Below are 15,398 nucleotides of genomic sequence, written 5' to 3'. Positions count from 1 at the left end.
GGTCGCCGAGCGACCCAGTGGTGCGGTAAGGGTAGGGCTCCCCGTGCTCCTGCGTCAATGCGGTTCCCGCTGGGCGCACGGGTCGGGGTGCGGGGAAACCTCACGTCACGTCTGGCGGGTGCAGATGGGGCGCCCGTGGCATCCTGAGCGCATGCCGATTGCTGTCGTCGCCTTCCTCGCCTACGCCCTCCTCCTGCTGGCGGGGCTGGGGCTCACGCTTGGCCCAATCGTGGAGGAGGCGACCGCCGCCCCCGTCACCCTGCAGGGGGTGGTCTGGATGGCCTTGATCGCCGCCTGCATCTTCACGATCACCCTCGTCTGGCAGCGCAAGGAGGCGGGGCGGGGCTTCGCCCTCGGCCTGAGCACGATTCTGATCCCTGCCGGCCCCCTGATTGCCCTAACCTTGGGGAACTGGCTCCCCGGGCTCCCACTCATCGCCCTGGCACTCCTCTTGATCCAGGGGCTGCGGGGGGCTGCCGCCCGCGCCTGGCTGAACGAGCAGTGAGCCCCGCCCCGCTTCGTCGGATCGGCGACCGCGACCGCCGCCCAGAGCTGGCTCTCGCGGGGGCCTTTGACTCCCCCCTCGACGTGCACCTGCACACCCTCCTCTCTCCCGACTCGAAGGTGCCGCTCGACGTCTACCCCGCCATGGCGATCGCCCTGGGGATGCCCCGCATCGCCCTGACGGACCACCTCGACTTTGACCCGCGTGAGGTGGGGGCCACCCTGGCCCCCCACCAGAAGCGCGTCGAGACGGTTGAGGCGCTGCGGCGGGAGTTCGGCGATCGCCTCGAGATCCTGCTTGGCGTTGAGATCTCCTATGAGCGGCAGTACGAGGCCGAGATTCGCGAGCATCTGCGCACCAACCAGTACGACCTGACCATTGGCAGCGTGCACCCCGGGGTCGACTCGCCCTTCAAGCGTTCGCTTGCGGCGAACTGGGCGGGGCACGACGTGCACGAGACCGCACCCTACTTCGCCGAGGTGCAGGCGGGCATCGAGAGCGGCCTCTTCGACATCGTGGGCCATATGGACTACGTGCGGAAGTATGTGTACCCACATATCGACACACCGGCATTTGAGGCGGCACCCGACCTGTACGAGCCGGTGCTGAAGGCACTGATCGAAACGGGGACCGCGCTGGAGATCAATACGTCAGGGTGGCGACAGCGAACTGGGATTCCGTATCCGTTGCCGCAGGCGGTGCATCGCTATCGCGAACTCGGCGGTGAATACATCGTGACCGGCTCCGACGCACATCAGCCCGATTGGTTCGCAATGAACTTTGATCTCGCTCGTGAGCTGTTGCTTGGTGCAGGATTTGAAGAGCTCGCTACAAAGCGCTGGAAGGCAGCAGGGGAACAGTGGCGAATCCCAAGACGCTAACCCTCACGGTGCTCGGCTCAGCTGGTGCGTATCGCACCCACGATGGCTCGCGTGCATCGGGATACCTGGTGCAGCACGGGCTCACCACGCTGCTCCTTGATCTTGGACATGGTACCTATGCGCCACTCGCAGCACACATAGGTATTAGCGCGCTGCCGCAGATCAGTGCAGTAGCGATCTCGCATCTGCATCCCGATCACTGGGTTGACCTTGCAGCGCTGCGACACGCGCTCGTGCACGGCAACAAGATGGGGATTGATGCGCGCAGCGTTTCGGTGATTAGTCCGAGCGGCCTTGTGCCACGACTTGCAACGCTGCTTGATGATCGAACGCCAGAGGAGCAGGCTGCTGGTGCACATGACTCGTTGCAACCATTTGCGTTCTCAACGTGGCGGAGCGACACCGCACTACCGCCGCTTGGCGGCGGACGTGTTGTCCCGGTGGGCGATCTAACGCTGCGGAGCGCGCGCGTTCGTCACACAGGTGAGTCATACGCGATGCGTGTTGCTGTAGGTGATCAACCTGGGCTGACCTACTCCGGCGACGTCTCGCACTGGGAAGACCTTGCGGCGATCATGCGGCCTGGTGACACGCTGCTCTGCGAGGCAGCAGGTGGTGCAGCGCAGTGGCGCGAGAGCGACACGCATGTCACGGCATACGGCGCAGGAAAGGCAGCTGCAACTGCAGGTGCTGCAAAGTTGTTGCTCACGCACTTTGGTGCAGAGGTTGATCCAGCCGAGGCTGTGCGCGCTGCAGCAACAGAGTTCTCTGGTGAGATCGTTGCGGTGCGCGAAGGGGATCGCTTCGAGATCTAGTTCGCGCGGATCAGTCTGGCGGCAGCGTTGGATCGGTATCGGCAAACCCGCGCTCTACCGCAAGCGCAACACGACCAGCTTGATCAATTAGCACGTAGGCTCGAATCACATCCATCGCATCTCCTGCCGGAATCTCCATTGAGGGGCGAACGTCGTCAGTCACGATGAGCCAGAAGGTTCCCTTCAGATCTGGCGCATCGGTGCCGCCACTGGTCAGCGTAATCAGGCGCACTCGCGGCGTTGCACCAACGGGCGCATCGGCCGAACGAGCTGCGCGAACGGCGCTCTGCGGCGAGATCCCTGCCAGCACGGTGTCGGCGCTCACCGCCGACCAGCCGGCTGGAAGTGGCAGGTCGAGCGGTCGAATGCGGTCCGCCTGCATGCGCAACAACAGGGCGCCCACCAAGAAGGTGACGAAGAGAAGCAGTCCAACCCGCGCGATCTGCCCACGGGTGACTGGTGCCGCGAGTACCGCCCCCTCAGGTGGGCGTGTTGGTGGGGTGCCTGCTGGAGCCGTCTTAGATGTCATGGCGCCATCGTGCCAGAGTTCGCGGCTACGATTCAGCCATGAGCGCTCCGTCTGCACCAACTTCTCGATCCGCAGCGTTGCCGCGTGATCCCCTGCTCGGGCTCCCGCTTCGCCATACCGTGCGCGATGCAGTGGCACGCGCCCTCCGACGCGCCGTAGCGAGCGGCGCCCTTCCGGCCCCTGACGACGCCGACGCACTCGACGCACTCGTTGCTGGGATCGAGGTCGAGATCCCTGGGAATCGTGATCACGGCGACTACGCCTCCAACATCGCCATGAAGGGGAGCAAGGTACTAAAACGTGCCCCAGCACAGATCGCCGCGGCGATCGCTGCAGAGCTCACCGCCGAAGCGTCGGAGCGCATGCACGGCGGCGGTGGCGCACTCGGGCCAATCGCACACGCCGAAGTTGCGGGGCCCGGCTTCTTGAACTTGCGACTCCGCGCTGGGCTTCTCGCCGATCATCTCGACGCCATTGTTCGCGCGCCGCTGGCATGGGGGCACCTTGCCGTTGCGGCGGGGGCGCCGGCGTACCGCGTCAACATTGAGTTCGTCTCCGCAAATCCCACGGGCCCGCTCACCATCGGCAATGCACGCGGCGCATTTGTTGGTGATTTGCTTTCACGCGTCCTTGAGGCGGCTGGCCAGAGCGTGACCCGCGAGTACTACTTCAATGACTTCGGCGAGCAGGTTCGCCGACTTGGCGAGAGCGTCATCGCACTACGCAATGGTGTCGCTGTTGCCGAGAACGGCTACAAGGGTGACTACGTGGGAGAGCTCGCAGCGGCTATTCCGCCCGACGTTGCAGCACGCGCCGCAGCAGCACCGAAGCGCAGTGGCGAGATTGATGTGGAGGGGTATGACGGCACGGTTGCCGATGACGAGATTGCAGTGATTGGCCGCTGGGCATCGGAGCGCATTCGCGCCGGCATTGAGGCGTCGCTGGCGGTGCTCGGTGTTGAGTTTGATGTGTGGCGCTCTGAAGGCTCGCTCTACACCGAAGGGTTCGTTGACCGCGCGATCGGCAAGTTGCGTGAAGGGAACTGGCTCGAAGAGCGCGAAGGTGCACTCTGGTTCAAGAGCACCGCATTCGGCGACGACAAGGATCGCGTGATCCGTAAGTCGAGCGGTGCATACACCTACTTCGGTTCCGACCTCGGTTACATCGTTGAAAAGTTCTCACGCGGTCATGATCGCTTGATCTATGTGTGGGGGCAGGATCATCACGGCACCGTTGCACGACTGCGCAACGCCGGAGAGGCGCTCGGCTTCAACAAGGAGTCAGTTGAGATGCTCCTTGTGGCTTGGGTGCGGTTCGTTCGCGACGGCGTAGAGATGAGCATGTCGAAGCGCGCCGGAACATTCATTACGCTTGATGAGCTTCTCGAAGAGATCGGGGTTGATGCTGCCCGTTGGTACTTCGCATCGCGAAGTGCGACAACGGCAATCGACTTTGACATTGAGGCGGCAAAGGCGAAGAGCAGCGATAACCCTGTCTATTACGCGCAGTACGCGCATGCACGAATGTGCTCCATTCTGCGCAAGGCCTCCGCTGAATCGCTCGCTCCTGCGACGGCAATTGGCAGCCTGCTCGACGACCACACCTCACCAGAGGCGAAACTGGCGCGCGCGATTGTGCGCCTCCCTGAGGTGGTTGAGGATTCCTCCACGCATCATGAGACGCAAGGTGTGACGACCTATGCGACCGAGCTTGCGACCGCCTTCTCTGCCTTCTACCGCGACGCAAAGGTGGTTGATGCATCAGCGCCGGAGCGGTCGGCCGGCCGACTACGCCTCGTTGCGGCGGCGGCGGCGAGCCTCTCGGCCTCGCTCCGCCTCCTTGGCATCTCCACCCCCGAGGAGATGTAGCGGAACGCTGCGGAGTGAGCGCCCCCGTGGGGGATTCATTGCGAACTCTTTACCCGATTCCATATTGCAGATTCACCTAGCGGGCGGATGATGGGTTTCGGCTCACTGGACCTCCCTCCCGTGATCCGACCTCCACGCCAGGAGGGCCGACGGGCATCGACCCTCCTGGCATACCTCCCCCTCCACCCACCACGATGCGACGGCGTGCCGCGGCGCGTGGGAGAATAGGGGCATGGAACTCACCTATTACGGTCGCACCTGTGTCCGCATCCGCAGCCGTGAAGCGACCATCGCCTACGACCCGTACACGTCGATCGTGGGGCCAACCGGGCGCGGCATGAGCGCCGACATCGTGACCCTGAGCCACCCGGACGACGCCCCGCTCTCGCGCGTGAAGGGGCGTCTCGCCCCGCGCGACAACCGCACCCCCATCGCCACAAGCCTCGACAGCGCCGTGATCCTAGAGGGGCCAGGCGAGTACGAGGTGAAGTCGGTGCTGATCACTGGCATCCGCAGCTACCGCGACGAGCATCGCGGCCCTGCTGCACGCCATAACACCGTCTTCTCCGCCGAACTTGACGGCATGCACGTCGTGCACCTCGGTGATTACGCCGATGGGCTCACCGCCGAGCAGATCGGCGAGCTCCCAGGTTGCGACATTGTCCTCGTCCCTGTGGGCGGCGAGCTCTCTCCGCAAGCCGCATCGCGCCTCATCAGCCAGATGGAGCCGAAGATTGTGATCCCGATGTCCATGGTCGACGACGCGACCAAGGCTGCGGCGGCGATCAAGGCGTTCTGCAAGGAGCAGGGCCTGGCAACACCGCCACCTGCGCAGCAGAAGCTCGCGATCACCATCTCAGCGCTCCCCGAGGAGACGACGACCGTCATCATCGAGGCGCGTGTTGAAGGGCTTGGCGGCACCGAAGCGGCGGCCAGTGGAACACTCGGCCTCGGCTGATCCCCGCGACAGACTGTTGGCACAGCCAACTGCTCTACTCCCTCTATGAGTGATCTTCGCTGTATCAACTGCCAGCGTGACATTGCCCCCGGCGAGCCCGTGTACGAAATTCGAACCTCCCTTGATCCGCAGCCGCCCAACGGCGTAGCCTGCTCTGAGCAGTGCCAGCAGCAGAAGGAGAATGAGAGCAAGCAGCGGGCAATGCTCTTTTATCAAGTGATGGGCAATCCGTTTGGAGGCGACAAGAATGAGTGATGGCGATTTCGGTGGCGATGGTGGCGGCGGAGACGACGGAGGGAGTGACGGCGGCGCGTTTGATCTGAATAACAACGGCTCGTCGCTTGACGAGTTTGTTCTACTCGCTGTACTTACCGAAAACGGACGAGCAAAGCGATCATCAGGTGGCGGGCCAGGGAAGCGATCCTGCTCCCAGCGGTAGCGATTGCAATCTTCGCTCTTGGGCTCCTAGCGCTCTAGCACGACGCGCTCCCAGCCGCCGCTGATCTGCAGCGCTGCTGGGTTGCCGCCGGCAACCAGCGCACGTTCAGGGAGTAGCCCAACAACCTCTGTCTGACCAATCTCAACGCCACGGCTACTCGCTGCCGCGCGGATGCGCTCACGAATCGCATGCAACGTTTCGCCGCGATCGGTGGCCTCAAGAAGGTCATGCAGGTTCATCGACACTTGCGCGATCCCTTTGCTTGCAAGTGGGAAGCCGAGCGCCTGCAGCCCGCGCACGCCACCAGGCGTTGTGCCGCGAATCTCCTGCGCGATCTCTTTTGAAACTTGTAGAAGCGTTTCGGCGTCGGCGCCAGCCAGTTCGATGTTCCACGCGGCCATCAGCGTGCGCGCACCAACAGCCGTTGCGCCTGCGGTTGGGTGCGGCTCGAGTGGGCCGAAGTCAGGTGCGCCACCCTCCGCCGCTTGGTGCGCTGCGAGCTGCTCGAATCCACCACGCCGCAACGTTGGGAGGGAGCGCCGATCTTCGTTGCGCGCCGCCGCGCCATAGAGATGCACAGGGAGGCTCAGCGTTGTGGCGAGCGCGGCACCAGCCACGCGAGCGATCTCGGCGGCCTGCTCGAGTGTTGCTGTTAGGAAGATCGGCACAACCGGCACAACATCGATCGCGCCAATGCGCGGGTGCACGCCGCGACCCGCTCCCGATTTTGCTGGGCTTGAGAGATCAATAGATGCGACGGCGATGCGTGCGAGGGCGAGAGTTGCCGCCACGAGCTCAACGCCGCCGGCCCCGACATACGTGAACACGCTCCGGTCGTGATCGGCATCGGTATGCACGTCGCGGAGCGTTACGCCGGAAACCGCGCGAATTGCCGCGGCTGCCTGCTGCAAGATTGCAGGGTTACGCCCTTCGCTGATGTTCGCGACGATTTCGAAGTTCGCGTTGGTGGTGGTCATTAGTCAAGCGTACGGCGCATGACGGGCCAGCGACCATCGGGGCCCGTCGCTGCAACCGTGAAGCCGAGACGCTCCCAGAAGCGCTGCGTGGCGGCCGACGTTTGTTCTGGATCAGCCACATCCTCTGGTTCTTCAGGATACGCCTCAGCGGCGGCGAAACCGGCGGTGCCGAGTCGAGCGAGCACACCGGCGACCAGCGCACTACCGAGCGCGCTGCCGCGCGCCGCTGGCACGACCGAGATGCAGGTGATGATCGCTGGCGGCGGGCTGTCGGGAAGGTCGGGGTAGCGATCACGCAAGCGTTGTGCGCGCGGGAAGGCCGAAAGAGGTCCCGCTTGGCAGTAGGCAACTGGCTCACCTTTCGCGAGAAGAATCCAACCCATCGGCCCACTTACTGGGAGTTGTCGCGTGAGTAGGCGCAACTTCGGTGGCTGTCCGGGCGCAGCGGCGGCATCACGCAGCGCCTCTTCGCGCGTTGGCGGCTCTGGCGCAAATGGATTAAATGCTGGCGCCTGCTCTACATCGGTGCCGAGGAAGGCGGCGAGGGCGCTCTTCCCACCAGCCGGTGTGCTGGCTCGCGCCGCAGGGTTCGGTTCTGCACCGCCGCGTACTGCCGCCTTGCTGCCACGGTCGGCGTCCTCCCACCAGGTGCAGGTGGCGTGGTCCGCGCTCGCGTTGGCGCACGGCGGCACGAGCAGCAACTCATCGGCGCTCTCCACGCCGACCAGCTCAAACCCGTCTCCGATGTTGATTCTCATCGTCTGGGATACTACGACGCATGAGCGATCATGCGACTCCTGGGCACGGTTCACACGGCGAGGCCGAAGGCGCCCCCCTGGGCGCCATCAACCTTGCTGCATGGGGGGCCGGTGCTCTTGGCATCGCAATTGGCCTCCTGACGGCGGCCATCATCGCGATCGCCGCAGGCAGTATTTAGGGGGGTGAGAAACATGAAGACTCGACTTGCACTGGTGCTCTCCGCACTCACATTTGTCGCTGCATGCACCGCTGGCGCTGCAGATCACAACGAAAGCGACGTTATGTTTGCCCAGATGATGATCCCGCACCATCAGCAGGCAGTGGAACTCGCAGATCTGGCACTGAGTTCAACATCCTCTGCTCGCCCAGAGATTATTCAACTCGCACAGAAGATTCAAGGAGGGCAAGAGCCGGAGATTGAACAGATGACGGCGCTGCTCACGAAGTGGAGCCAGCCGCTAGAGGGGCATGCCGCAATGGGGCATGGGTCGGAGATGGAGAGGATGCTCAGCGAGCAGGAGCTCATCGATCTTGCCTCCCTAACAGGGTCAGCCTTTGATAGCGCGTGGATCGCCGCGATGACGTTCCATCATCAAGGTGCAATCGCCATGGCCGTTACTGCCAAAGAGGATGGCATCAGCACCGAGATCAAAGAGCTCGCCACTGCAATCATTACTGCCCAGCAGGGTGAAATCGAGACCATGCAGATGCTCTCCGCCGCACCATAGGCTGCGACTAGTTCGCGCTTTGCTCACCCGTTAGCGGCGACGTACCGTTCGCTTCGCTACCGCCCCAACGCGTATCAGTCGGCGCAACAGCGCGAAGAGTGGCGTGATCGCCCGACCGAGCAGGCCGCCCGCAAGCGCGCCAACCAGTGCGATCGGCAAGACCACGATGACCAGGTTGATCGCCGCAATGATGACCGTTCGGCCAACAGCGATCAGGTTTGCAATCGCGCGTGCAACCTCTTTGCCGAGGTCAAATCCGCTTGTTGCGTTGCCGATTGACGAACCGATCGGGCTGATCGTCACCGAGACCGTGGTCATAGCGACCTGATCGGCGAGAGATGCGCGCTGCGCATCGTATGACTCAATGTCGCTGCGCACTGAGGTGAGCTGCGTCTGCACCGCGAGGACATCCGAAACGGTCGTCGCTCGCGACATAAGTTCAAGGAGCGCCGTCTCCGAGGCGCGCAGGTTGCGCAGGCGTGCCTCGAGGTCAACGAGCTGCATCGTCACCTCGTACGTGCTGATCTGTTCCGAAAGAACTGTGCCTTCCGCTCGCAGCGCAAGCACCGCTGCGTCAAACGATGCGGCGGGAACCCGGAACGTCACGGTGAGGTACGGGGTCGACGTATCGGTATAGCGATAGCTGCCAGATACATATCCGCCTTGGCTCTTCACCACACTCGTGAGCTTGGTAAGGCTGGTATCGACATTCTCGACCTCGAGGGTAAAGGTGCCGGTCCGAATCACGTCGATGCGGTCACCAGTAATTGAGCCGTCACCTGGGGGGGCGGTTGGGACACCACCGGTGTCCCCTTTCTCCTGTGGGCTAGAGGCGCCGCCACTTGCACCAAAAAAGAGGGCTCCAAACCCGCCGCTGGCGCTAAGGGCGAGCACGAGTGCAGCCACCACGCCAATCTTTGCTGGCGAACTAAACGACGGGAGGGTGAGTGATCCGATCTTCATAGGGTGCACCTCAGCTTGGGCGTTCGCAGGGGGACGCCTCACCCCCTTAACGCTGCCTGGGGGCGTGGGGTTCCTGGGAGGCTAGAAGAGGCCGACGATCTCCCCGCCGTGCTCCAGATCGAGGTCGATGCGCTCACCGCCAGGGGACTTGTTGAGGCCTGGCATCAGGCGCATATCGCCGCACACGGCAGTAATAAAGCCGGCACCTGCGGCCAGGGTGACCGCCTTCACGGGGACCCGGAAGCCTGTTGGGCGGCCGAGCTTGCTCGCATCATGGGAGAGCGAATACTGCGTCTTCGCCATGCAGATCGGTAGGTGCCCGTAGCCAAGCTCTTCCAGGCGCGCGAGTCGCTTCGCCGCAGCGGGCGCAATGTCAACGCCATCTGCGCCGTAAATGCGCTTGGCGATCGTCTCGATCTTCTGCGCAAGTGGCATGTCGTCGGGATAGATCGGCGCAAACTTCGCCTCGCCTGAGCTCGCGGCGGCCCACACCGCTTCGGCCAACGTGGCCGCGCCAGCGCCGCCATCGGTGAAGTGCGTGGTGACCACCGCAGCCCGAGCTCCTGACGCGAGAGCGACCGTTCGAATCGCCTCATGTTCGGCAGCGGTGTCCGTTGGGAAGGCATTCACGGCCACCACTACCGGGATGCCGAAGGCGCGAACGTTTTCAATCTGCTTCACAAGATTCTGTGCGCCAGCGGTGACCGCCGCGACGTTCTCGGCGCTGAGCGCTGGATCAAGTGGCTTACCGGCAACAATCTTGCCGACGCCGCCGTGCATCTTCAGCGCGCGAACGGTTGCCACAATCACCGCCGCATCAGGGGCGAGGCCAGAGGCACGGCACTTAATGTTAAAGAATTTCTCGGCGCCCATGTCAGCGCCAAAGCCCGCCTCGGTCACCACGATCTCACTTGTGGCGAGTGCCGCGCGATCGGCAATGATGGAGTTGTTCCCATGGGCAATATTTGCGAATGGACCGGCGTGCACAAACGCAGGGCCGCCTTCAAGTGTTTGCAGGAGATTTGGCTTGATGGCATCGCGCAGCAGCGCGGCCATGGAGCCAGCTACTTTCAGATCTTCTGTCGTGACGGGTTTGCCATCAAGGGTTTCAGCGACCACAATGCAGCCAAGGCGCGCACGAAGGTCGGTAAGATCTGATGCGAGTGCGAGCACCGCCATCACCTCACTTGCAACCGTGATGATGGTTTCAGATTCACGTACGACGCCGTTCTCGCGACCGCCGAGACCGATGATCGTCTTTCGGATGGCGCGATCGCTGATGTCGACGACGCGCGGCCAGGTGATGCTGCGCAGGTCAATGTTGAGCGCATTGCCGTGATGCAGGTGGTTGTCGAGGAACGCTGCCGCAAGGTTGTGTGCGACGCCGATGGCATGCACATCACCAGTCAGGTGCAGGTTGAACTCTTCCATGGGGATGACTTGGCTGTAGCCGCCACCTGCGGCGCCGCCCTTGATGCCGAAGACTGGTCCGAGGCTCGGCTGTCGAATGGCAACGGCGGCGCGGTGGCCAATCTTGTTGAGCCCCTGGGCGAGCCCAACGGTGGTGGTGGTCTTCCCTTCGCCGAGTGGTGTTGGGCTGATCGCGGTGACCACAACGTACTTGCCGCGTGCGCCGCTCCTCTCTAGGCGCTCAATCCCCTCAATGGAGAGCTTCGCCTTGGTGCGACCGTACGGCTCAACCTCGTCATCGTGAAAGCCGAGGGCCGCCGCCACCTCGCCAATCGGATTCGGCGTAACGCCACGTGCAATCTCAAGATCTGAAGGGAACCCCATGCCGTGAGTTTACGCTCGCCCGCGCACGAGGCGCTCGGCGGCCTGCGCAGCGTGGAGCGCCAAGATCGCACTCGTCATTGGCCCCACGCCGCCGGGCACTGGGCTCAGGCCGCCCGTCTCGCCGAGCAGGGCCTCAACACTGGGGGCATCAACATCGCCCACGATCGTTTCGCCGCTCGGATGGATGCCGACATCAATCACCACGGTGCCTGGCGACACATGCTCTCCGCGCACCAGGCCGCGCACGCCCGCAGCCACCACGAGCACAGCAGCAGTGCGCGTGACCACCCCTAGATCGGGCGTCTTGGAGTGGGCGACCTCAACATGCGCCCCCGCAGCCTCTAGGAGTTGGGCCACGGGCCGGCCGACGATGGCGCTGCGCCCCACAACGACCGCGGCTCGCCCCTGAAGCGGGATCTCGTACGCCCGCAGCAGCTCCATCACCGCCGCCGCGGTGGCGGGGAGGAGCGATGCATCGTGGGTGCCATCGGCAAGCCGCTCGGCGTTCACGAGGGTGATGCCGTCAATATCTTTCCCTGGCGCAATGGCAGCCGCGACGATCTCTCGCGACACGCCGCTCGGGAGTGGCGACTGCAGAATGATCCCCGCAACGTTCTGATCCGCTGAGAGTGAAGTGAGGGAGGCGAAAATCTCAGCCTCAGTTGCCGTCGAGCCAAGTTCAACACGACGACCGACGAGTCCGGTCGCGCTCACCTGCTTTAGGAGTCGGTCAACGTAGAGGAGCGAATCTGGCTCGCTTGTCGTAATCACCACTGCGATCTCCGGCGCGGTGCCGTGCGCGTCGGCAATTGCGTGTGCTGCAATCTCAGTGGCGCGCGCCGCGATCTGCTTCGCAAATGGCTGCGCTGCGAGCCGCTGCGTCATCGCGAGCTACGACTGTGTGCTGCGCTCAAGCGCCGCAACAGATGTAGTGGTCTGATTCGCTAGCGTCGCGCGTCTCTCGGGGTTATCAATGAACGAAAGATTGACCTCGATATTCTCCGCGGCACTCAAGCCCGCAGCGCGTGCAAATCGCAGCGCAACCTCTAGGTCGCTCGCGGCACTAACTAAGCTGCGACCGGTAAGTAGTCGCGCAGCCTCTGCAATAGAGGTGATCGCGCGAAGCGTCTGCAGTGGAATCTCTGCGGCACGCTCGGCTGCTGCAGACATTGCGCGACTGCGCTCCTCACGCTCGCTCTCTTCAATCTTCGGGAGTCGCATCGCTTGAATGAACGCGTCATACGCGTTTGCATCGTCATCTGCAAGGGCGAGCAACTCACCACGAGCTGCTGCCATCTGCGCAGCGGTGCGTTGCTGCAGTGCGGCATCGGCGCTTTCGGGGCTCTTCTTCAGTGAGAGCCCGGCGACCATCTCCACAAGGGCGGCCGCGGTTGCGCCACTCACTGCGGCGGCTGCTCCGCCACCAGGCGCGGGTGTCGGCGCAGCGAGCGCTGCAAGATAATCAGTGAGGGTGTGCTGTGCGAACAATTTCATCTGCGCATCCTATCGTGCCGCGCAGCGGAGGCGCGAGGTGCTGGTTAGTCAGCCTGTAGATCGCGTGGGCCGCTGCCATTTCGGCGAGCGAGGGAGAGCGCGACTGCAAGCGAGACGATGAGCCCAGCGAGTACGCCGAGCTCCCAAAGGATCGGCTCAAGGTTGCCACCCTCACTCAAGATTCGCTCAGCCTGGGCGGTAACGACCAACACGCGGCGAACGACCGCAACGAGACCGATGATGAGGAAGGGCTCAAGGATGAGCTGAGTGCGTGCAAGCGAGAGCCGCAACGTATAGAGCAACTCCGCAATGATGAAGACGAGGAGTACGCGATCAAGAATCAGGAGCGCTGCGTCAATGCCGCCCTCTTGGATCCCCTCAGCAACGAGCCCGACGGTATCTGCGCCGATCAGGGCGATGGCAATCACCAAGACGCCAGCAAGGGCGATATCGAGGGTGATCTCGAGACCGTGCAGCACACCGCGGGCGCGACCGACGACGCCGGTGAGGACCGGGCCGAGGACGTGTTCTGTTGGCGACGAGGTTCTAGTGCGCGATTGCCGCTTCATGCCGCCCATTATGGCAGGAGCTATGCGTGGACGAGAACTGGCTCCATCTCGGGGATCCCCGAAGCGAATGGCAGGGTCGCCCATGCATCGTCAAACGCCTGGATGGACCAGGCGCCCGTGCGGCGCGAGAAGCTCAACACGAGGGAGGCATCTTCGGTCTCGATCTCCCAGAGGGTGCGAGGGCCGTCGCTGGCGCTGAAGACGCCGTATTCGCGGCGGAGCGCGAGGACCTGGGTCACCTTGCGGCTGATCCCCTCGAAGGCGACCGCGGTTGGGGCGCCGGTGCGCCAGTGTGCCGTCACGGCTACCGCGACTGGGCTAATCGGTTGCATTGCCATCCTGAACCTCCTCCCCTCGTGGGGGTCTGCATTAGAACATCTGTTCGTAGTGTCATAGAACATCCGTTCTGTGTCAAGGGGGGAACCTGTGCGAGAATCGGGCTCCAACGGGGGGCGCCCAGCCCTCCCAGCCACGAGAGAAGGAGCCCAACTGATGAAGGTGATCTTGACCGCCAATGTGCCCAAGCTCGGCAAGGCCGGAGACCAGAAAGAGGTCGCCGGGGGGTACGCCAAGAACTTCCTCTTCGCCAATGGGCTGGCGATCCCAGCCATCGGCGGGGCCGCTTCGCAGGTCGCCGCAGGGATCGCCTCCCGCGCCGCAAAGCAGGACCGCCAGCGCGGTGAGGCCGAAGGCTTCGCACAGCGCATCAGCTCCACCACGCTCACCATGGGCGTCAAGGTCGGCGAGGGTGGCAAGCTCTTCGGCTCCATCACCACAAAAGAGATTGCTGAGGCGCTTGATCGCCGCGGCATTAGCGTTGAGAAGCTCCAGGTGATGCTCGACGAGCCGCTGAAGCAGCTCGGCTCCTACAAGGTGCAGATCAAGGTTGCGGCACACCTCGTCGCCGAGTTGACGGTCGTCGTTGAGCCGAAGGGCTGATCACGACCCGTCGCGTTCTGCACGTCGACCTTGACGCGTTCTTCGCGTCGGTTGAGATTCGCGACAATCCGTCGCTCGCCGGCAAGCCCGTTGCCGTTGGCTACGGCGAGGGTTCCCGTGGCGTGATTTGCGCCGCCTCGTATGAGGCGCGCGCGTTCGGCGTTCGCGCCGCTACCTCGGTGCACGTTGCGCGTGCGCGTTGCCCCAACCTGATCCTGATTCCGCCGCGCCACGATCGCTACAGCGATGTCTCGCGCGAAGTGATGGAGGTGCTCGGCGGATGGAGTCCCATCGTTGAACAGGTCTCAGTCGACGAAGCGTATCTTGACCTCAATGGCACCGAGCAGTTGCACGGTTCACTTGAAGATGCTGGTCGTGGCATTCGCGCCGCAGTCAAATCAGCGACGGGCCTGACGATCAGCGTTGGTGGAGCAACGAGCAAGCTGGTGGCGAAGATTGCTGCAGGTGCAGAGAAACCGAACGGCCTGACAATTGTTCCGCCAGGAAACGAGGCCGCGTGGCTCGCACCGAGAAAGGTTGGCGTGATTCCTGGCATCGGGCCGGTCGCGCAGATCGTCTTGCGCGAACTCGACATTCTCACGTGTGGCGATCTCGCTCACGCACCCGATGATCATCTTGTCCGCCGCTTCGGTGATCGCGGACCTGACTTGAAGTTGCTCGCACGCGGCATTGACGACACACCAGTTGACGACGGTGGCGAACGAAAGTCGCTCGGTCGCGAGATGACGCTTGATGACGACATTGCGGACCCAGAGGCGCTGGAGACGTTACTCCTTGGGCTCGTTGAGTCGGTCTCGTACTCACTGCGCAGCGAAGGCCTGCTGGCGCGCACTGTGACACTCAAGCTTAAAGATGCGGAGTTTCAGTCAATCACCCGCCAGGTGAAACTTGTTCAGCCATCAGATCTTGCCGGGCCAATCTTTGAGGCGGCGCGCGCGCTCCTTGAGAAGACGGCGCGTGGCAGCGCCTATCGACTCATCGGCGTCTCAACCTCCGATCTAGGGGAGGAGGAGCAGCTCGCACTCTTTGACGGCGCGGCCCAGGCACGCGAACGCACCATCACGGCGGCCGCCGACACCATGCGCCGCAAGTACGGCGAAGATGCGATTACGCGAGCACGGCTGCTGGAGGAGACCGAAGAGTAGACCGGCCGCTGTGC

The 15,398-nt window shown here is 63.4% G+C and carries 20 protein-coding genes; 11 read left to right on the top strand and 9 right to left on the bottom strand.

Translation table 11 applies throughout. The features are described from left to right. Positions 1-151: 151 nt before the first annotated feature. The 3 genes from AC3LB0_RS02405 to AC3LB0_RS02395 are packed head-to-tail and all read left to right on the top strand — an operon-like array spanning position 152 to position 2,201. Positions 152-505 (top strand): hypothetical protein, encoded by a 354-nt coding sequence (locus tag AC3LB0_RS02405; RefSeq protein ID WP_488649571.1) that lies wholly within the window; start codon positions 152-154, stop codon positions 503-505. Continuing rightward, positions 502-1,386, top strand: a complete 885-nt coding sequence (locus AC3LB0_RS02400) for a histidinol-phosphatase HisJ family protein (RefSeq protein WP_488649570.1) — start codon at positions 502-504, stop codon at positions 1,384-1,386. The genes AC3LB0_RS02405 and AC3LB0_RS02400 overlap by 4 nt, the downstream gene beginning before the upstream one ends. Then, positions 1,365-2,201, top strand: a complete 837-nt coding sequence (locus AC3LB0_RS02395; protein ID WP_488649569.1) for an MBL fold metallo-hydrolase — start codon at positions 1,365-1,367, stop codon at positions 2,199-2,201. Before AC3LB0_RS02400 ends, AC3LB0_RS02395 begins: the two co-directional genes overlap by 22 nt. 10 nt (positions 2,202-2,211) lie before the next feature. On the opposite strand, the gene AC3LB0_RS02390 is transcribed toward AC3LB0_RS02395, so the two are convergent. Beyond that, complete coding sequence (locus AC3LB0_RS02390; protein WP_488649568.1) at positions 2,212-2,868, bottom strand: hypothetical protein; 657 nt, start codon at positions 2,866-2,868, stop codon at positions 2,212-2,214. Here AC3LB0_RS02390 and argS point away from each other — a divergent pair. From argS to AC3LB0_RS02370, 4 genes are all read left to right on the top strand, one after another. Then, positions 2,862-4,598 carry an arginine--tRNA ligase gene (gene argS / locus AC3LB0_RS02385; protein WP_488649567.1) on the top strand — a complete coding sequence of 579 codons (1,737 nt, stop codon included), beginning with the start codon at positions 2,862-2,864 and terminating at the stop codon, positions 4,596-4,598. The two genes, AC3LB0_RS02390 and argS, sit on opposite strands and share 7 nt — an antisense overlap. A 232-nt stretch (positions 4,599-4,830) precedes the next feature. Further along, positions 4,831-5,556, top strand: a complete 726-nt coding sequence (locus AC3LB0_RS02380) for an MBL fold metallo-hydrolase (protein ID WP_488649566.1) — start codon at positions 4,831-4,833, stop codon at positions 5,554-5,556. Between the two features lie 45 nt (positions 5,557-5,601). Beyond that, entirely contained in the window at positions 5,602-5,811 is a 210-nt protein-coding gene (locus tag AC3LB0_RS02375; protein WP_488649565.1) for a hypothetical protein, read from the top strand. Beyond that, a complete protein-coding gene (locus AC3LB0_RS02370) occupies positions 5,804-5,995 on the top strand; it encodes a hypothetical protein (protein WP_488649564.1) in 192 nt (63 codons plus the stop codon). The genes AC3LB0_RS02375 and AC3LB0_RS02370 overlap by 8 nt, the downstream gene beginning before the upstream one ends. A 26-nt stretch (positions 5,996-6,021) precedes the next feature. On the opposite strand, the gene AC3LB0_RS02365 is transcribed toward AC3LB0_RS02370, so the two are convergent. Further along, on the bottom strand, positions 6,022-6,972 hold the full coding sequence (locus AC3LB0_RS02365) for a glutamate formimidoyltransferase (RefSeq protein WP_488649563.1): 951 nt from the start codon (positions 6,970-6,972) through the stop codon (positions 6,022-6,024). Next, positions 6,972-7,730, bottom strand: a complete 759-nt coding sequence (locus tag AC3LB0_RS02360) for a GNAT family N-acetyltransferase (RefSeq protein ID WP_488649562.1) — start codon at positions 7,728-7,730, stop codon at positions 6,972-6,974. The genes AC3LB0_RS02365 and AC3LB0_RS02360 overlap by 1 nt, the downstream gene beginning before the upstream one ends. A 20-nt stretch (positions 7,731-7,750) precedes the next feature. On the opposite strand from AC3LB0_RS02360, the gene AC3LB0_RS02355 reads away from it, so the two are divergent. After that, positions 7,751-7,909 carry a hypothetical protein gene (locus AC3LB0_RS02355; RefSeq protein WP_488649561.1) on the top strand — a complete coding sequence of 53 codons (159 nt, stop codon included), beginning with the start codon at positions 7,751-7,753 and terminating at the stop codon, positions 7,907-7,909. Positions 7,910-7,922: 13 nt separating this feature from the next. Further along, entirely contained in the window at positions 7,923-8,459 is a 537-nt protein-coding gene (locus AC3LB0_RS02350; protein ID WP_488649560.1) for a DUF305 domain-containing protein, read from the top strand. Positions 8,460-8,489: 30 nt separating this feature from the next. On the opposite strand, the gene AC3LB0_RS02345 is transcribed toward AC3LB0_RS02350, so the two are convergent. The 6 genes from AC3LB0_RS02345 to AC3LB0_RS02320 form a co-directional block, all read right to left on the bottom strand. Continuing rightward, positions 8,490-9,422, bottom strand: coding sequence for a DUF4349 domain-containing protein (locus AC3LB0_RS02345; RefSeq protein WP_488649559.1), 933 nt, complete (start codon positions 9,420-9,422; stop codon positions 8,490-8,492). 81 nt (positions 9,423-9,503) lie between these two features. Further along, complete coding sequence (locus AC3LB0_RS02340; RefSeq protein ID WP_488649558.1) at positions 9,504-11,216, bottom strand: formate--tetrahydrofolate ligase; 1,713 nt, start codon at positions 11,214-11,216, stop codon at positions 9,504-9,506. Positions 11,217-11,225: 9 nt separating this feature from the next. Then, positions 11,226-12,101: a tetrahydrofolate dehydrogenase/cyclohydrolase catalytic domain-containing protein gene (locus AC3LB0_RS02335; protein ID WP_488649557.1), complete on the bottom strand. Its 876-nt coding sequence runs from the start codon at positions 12,099-12,101 to the stop codon at positions 11,226-11,228. Between the two features lie 6 nt (positions 12,102-12,107). Beyond that, on the bottom strand, positions 12,108-12,710 hold the full coding sequence (locus tag AC3LB0_RS02330) for a cyclodeaminase/cyclohydrolase family protein (protein WP_488649556.1): 603 nt from the start codon (positions 12,708-12,710) through the stop codon (positions 12,108-12,110). A 44-nt stretch (positions 12,711-12,754) separates the two neighbouring features. Next, positions 12,755-13,279: a phosphate-starvation-inducible PsiE family protein gene (locus AC3LB0_RS02325; RefSeq protein WP_488649555.1), complete on the bottom strand. Its 525-nt coding sequence runs from the start codon at positions 13,277-13,279 to the stop codon at positions 12,755-12,757. Positions 13,280-13,299: 20 nt separating this feature from the next. Further along, positions 13,300-13,617, bottom strand: a complete 318-nt coding sequence (locus tag AC3LB0_RS02320) for a hypothetical protein (protein ID WP_488649554.1) — start codon at positions 13,615-13,617, stop codon at positions 13,300-13,302. A gap of 154 nt (positions 13,618-13,771) precedes the next feature. Here AC3LB0_RS02320 and rplI point away from each other — a divergent pair, with 154 nt between their 5' ends. Beyond that, positions 13,772-14,218 carry a 50S ribosomal protein L9 gene (gene rplI, locus AC3LB0_RS02315; protein ID WP_488649553.1) on the top strand — a complete coding sequence of 149 codons (447 nt, stop codon included), beginning with the start codon at positions 13,772-13,774 and terminating at the stop codon, positions 14,216-14,218. Next, positions 14,215-15,384 (top strand): DNA polymerase IV, encoded by a 1,170-nt coding sequence (gene dinB, locus AC3LB0_RS02310; RefSeq protein ID WP_488649726.1) that lies wholly within the window; start codon positions 14,215-14,217, stop codon positions 15,382-15,384. Before rplI ends, dinB begins: the two co-directional genes overlap by 4 nt. The last annotated feature ends 14 nt before the right edge of the window (positions 15,385-15,398 follow it).

This window comes from Candidatus Limnocylindrus sp., from assembly GCF_040397235.1.
Lineage (GTDB): Bacteria > Chloroflexota > Limnocylindria > Limnocylindrales > Limnocylindraceae > Limnocylindrus.
The sequence above is the reverse complement of the archived record's forward strand: the minus strand, read 5'-3'. Positions and strand labels throughout refer to the sequence as shown.

Excerpts from the sequence above, each read along its gene's own strand:
- AC3LB0_RS02375 (WP_488649565.1), top strand. The coding sequence starts at position 5,602 with ATGAGTGATCTTCGCTGTATCAACTGCCAGCGTGACATTGCCCCCGGC.
- AC3LB0_RS02335 (WP_488649557.1), bottom strand. The coding sequence starts at position 12,101 with ATGACGCAGCGGCTCGCAGCGCAGCCATTTGCGAAGCAGATCGCGGCG.
- AC3LB0_RS02320 (WP_488649554.1), bottom strand. The coding sequence starts at position 13,617 with ATGGCAATGCAACCGATTAGCCCAGTCGCGGTAGCCGTGACGGCACAC.
- AC3LB0_RS02345 (WP_488649559.1), bottom strand. The coding sequence starts at position 9,422 with ATGAAGATCGGATCACTCACCCTCCCGTCGTTTAGTTCGCCAGCAAAG.
- AC3LB0_RS02370 (WP_488649564.1), top strand. The coding sequence starts at position 5,804 with ATGAGTGATGGCGATTTCGGTGGCGATGGTGGCGGCGGAGACGACGGA.
- AC3LB0_RS02360 (WP_488649562.1), bottom strand. The coding sequence starts at position 7,730 with ATGAGAATCAACATCGGAGACGGGTTTGAGCTGGTCGGCGTGGAGAGC.
- AC3LB0_RS02405 (WP_488649571.1), top strand. The coding sequence starts at position 152 with ATGCCGATTGCTGTCGTCGCCTTCCTCGCCTACGCCCTCCTCCTGCTG.
- AC3LB0_RS02350 (WP_488649560.1), top strand. The coding sequence starts at position 7,923 with ATGAAGACTCGACTTGCACTGGTGCTCTCCGCACTCACATTTGTCGCT.
- AC3LB0_RS02380 (WP_488649566.1), top strand. The coding sequence starts at position 4,831 with ATGGAACTCACCTATTACGGTCGCACCTGTGTCCGCATCCGCAGCCGT.
- AC3LB0_RS02330 (WP_488649556.1), bottom strand. The coding sequence starts at position 12,710 with ATGAAATTGTTCGCACAGCACACCCTCACTGATTATCTTGCAGCGCTC.
- AC3LB0_RS02325 (WP_488649555.1), bottom strand. The coding sequence starts at position 13,279 with ATGAAGCGGCAATCGCGCACTAGAACCTCGTCGCCAACAGAACACGTC.
- AC3LB0_RS02340 (WP_488649558.1), bottom strand. The coding sequence starts at position 11,216 with ATGGGGTTCCCTTCAGATCTTGAGATTGCACGTGGCGTTACGCCGAAT.
- rplI (WP_488649553.1), top strand. The coding sequence starts at position 13,772 with ATGAAGGTGATCTTGACCGCCAATGTGCCCAAGCTCGGCAAGGCCGGA.
- AC3LB0_RS02355 (WP_488649561.1), top strand. The coding sequence starts at position 7,751 with ATGAGCGATCATGCGACTCCTGGGCACGGTTCACACGGCGAGGCCGAA.
- AC3LB0_RS02365 (WP_488649563.1), bottom strand. The coding sequence starts at position 6,972 with ATGACCACCACCAACGCGAACTTCGAAATCGTCGCGAACATCAGCGAA.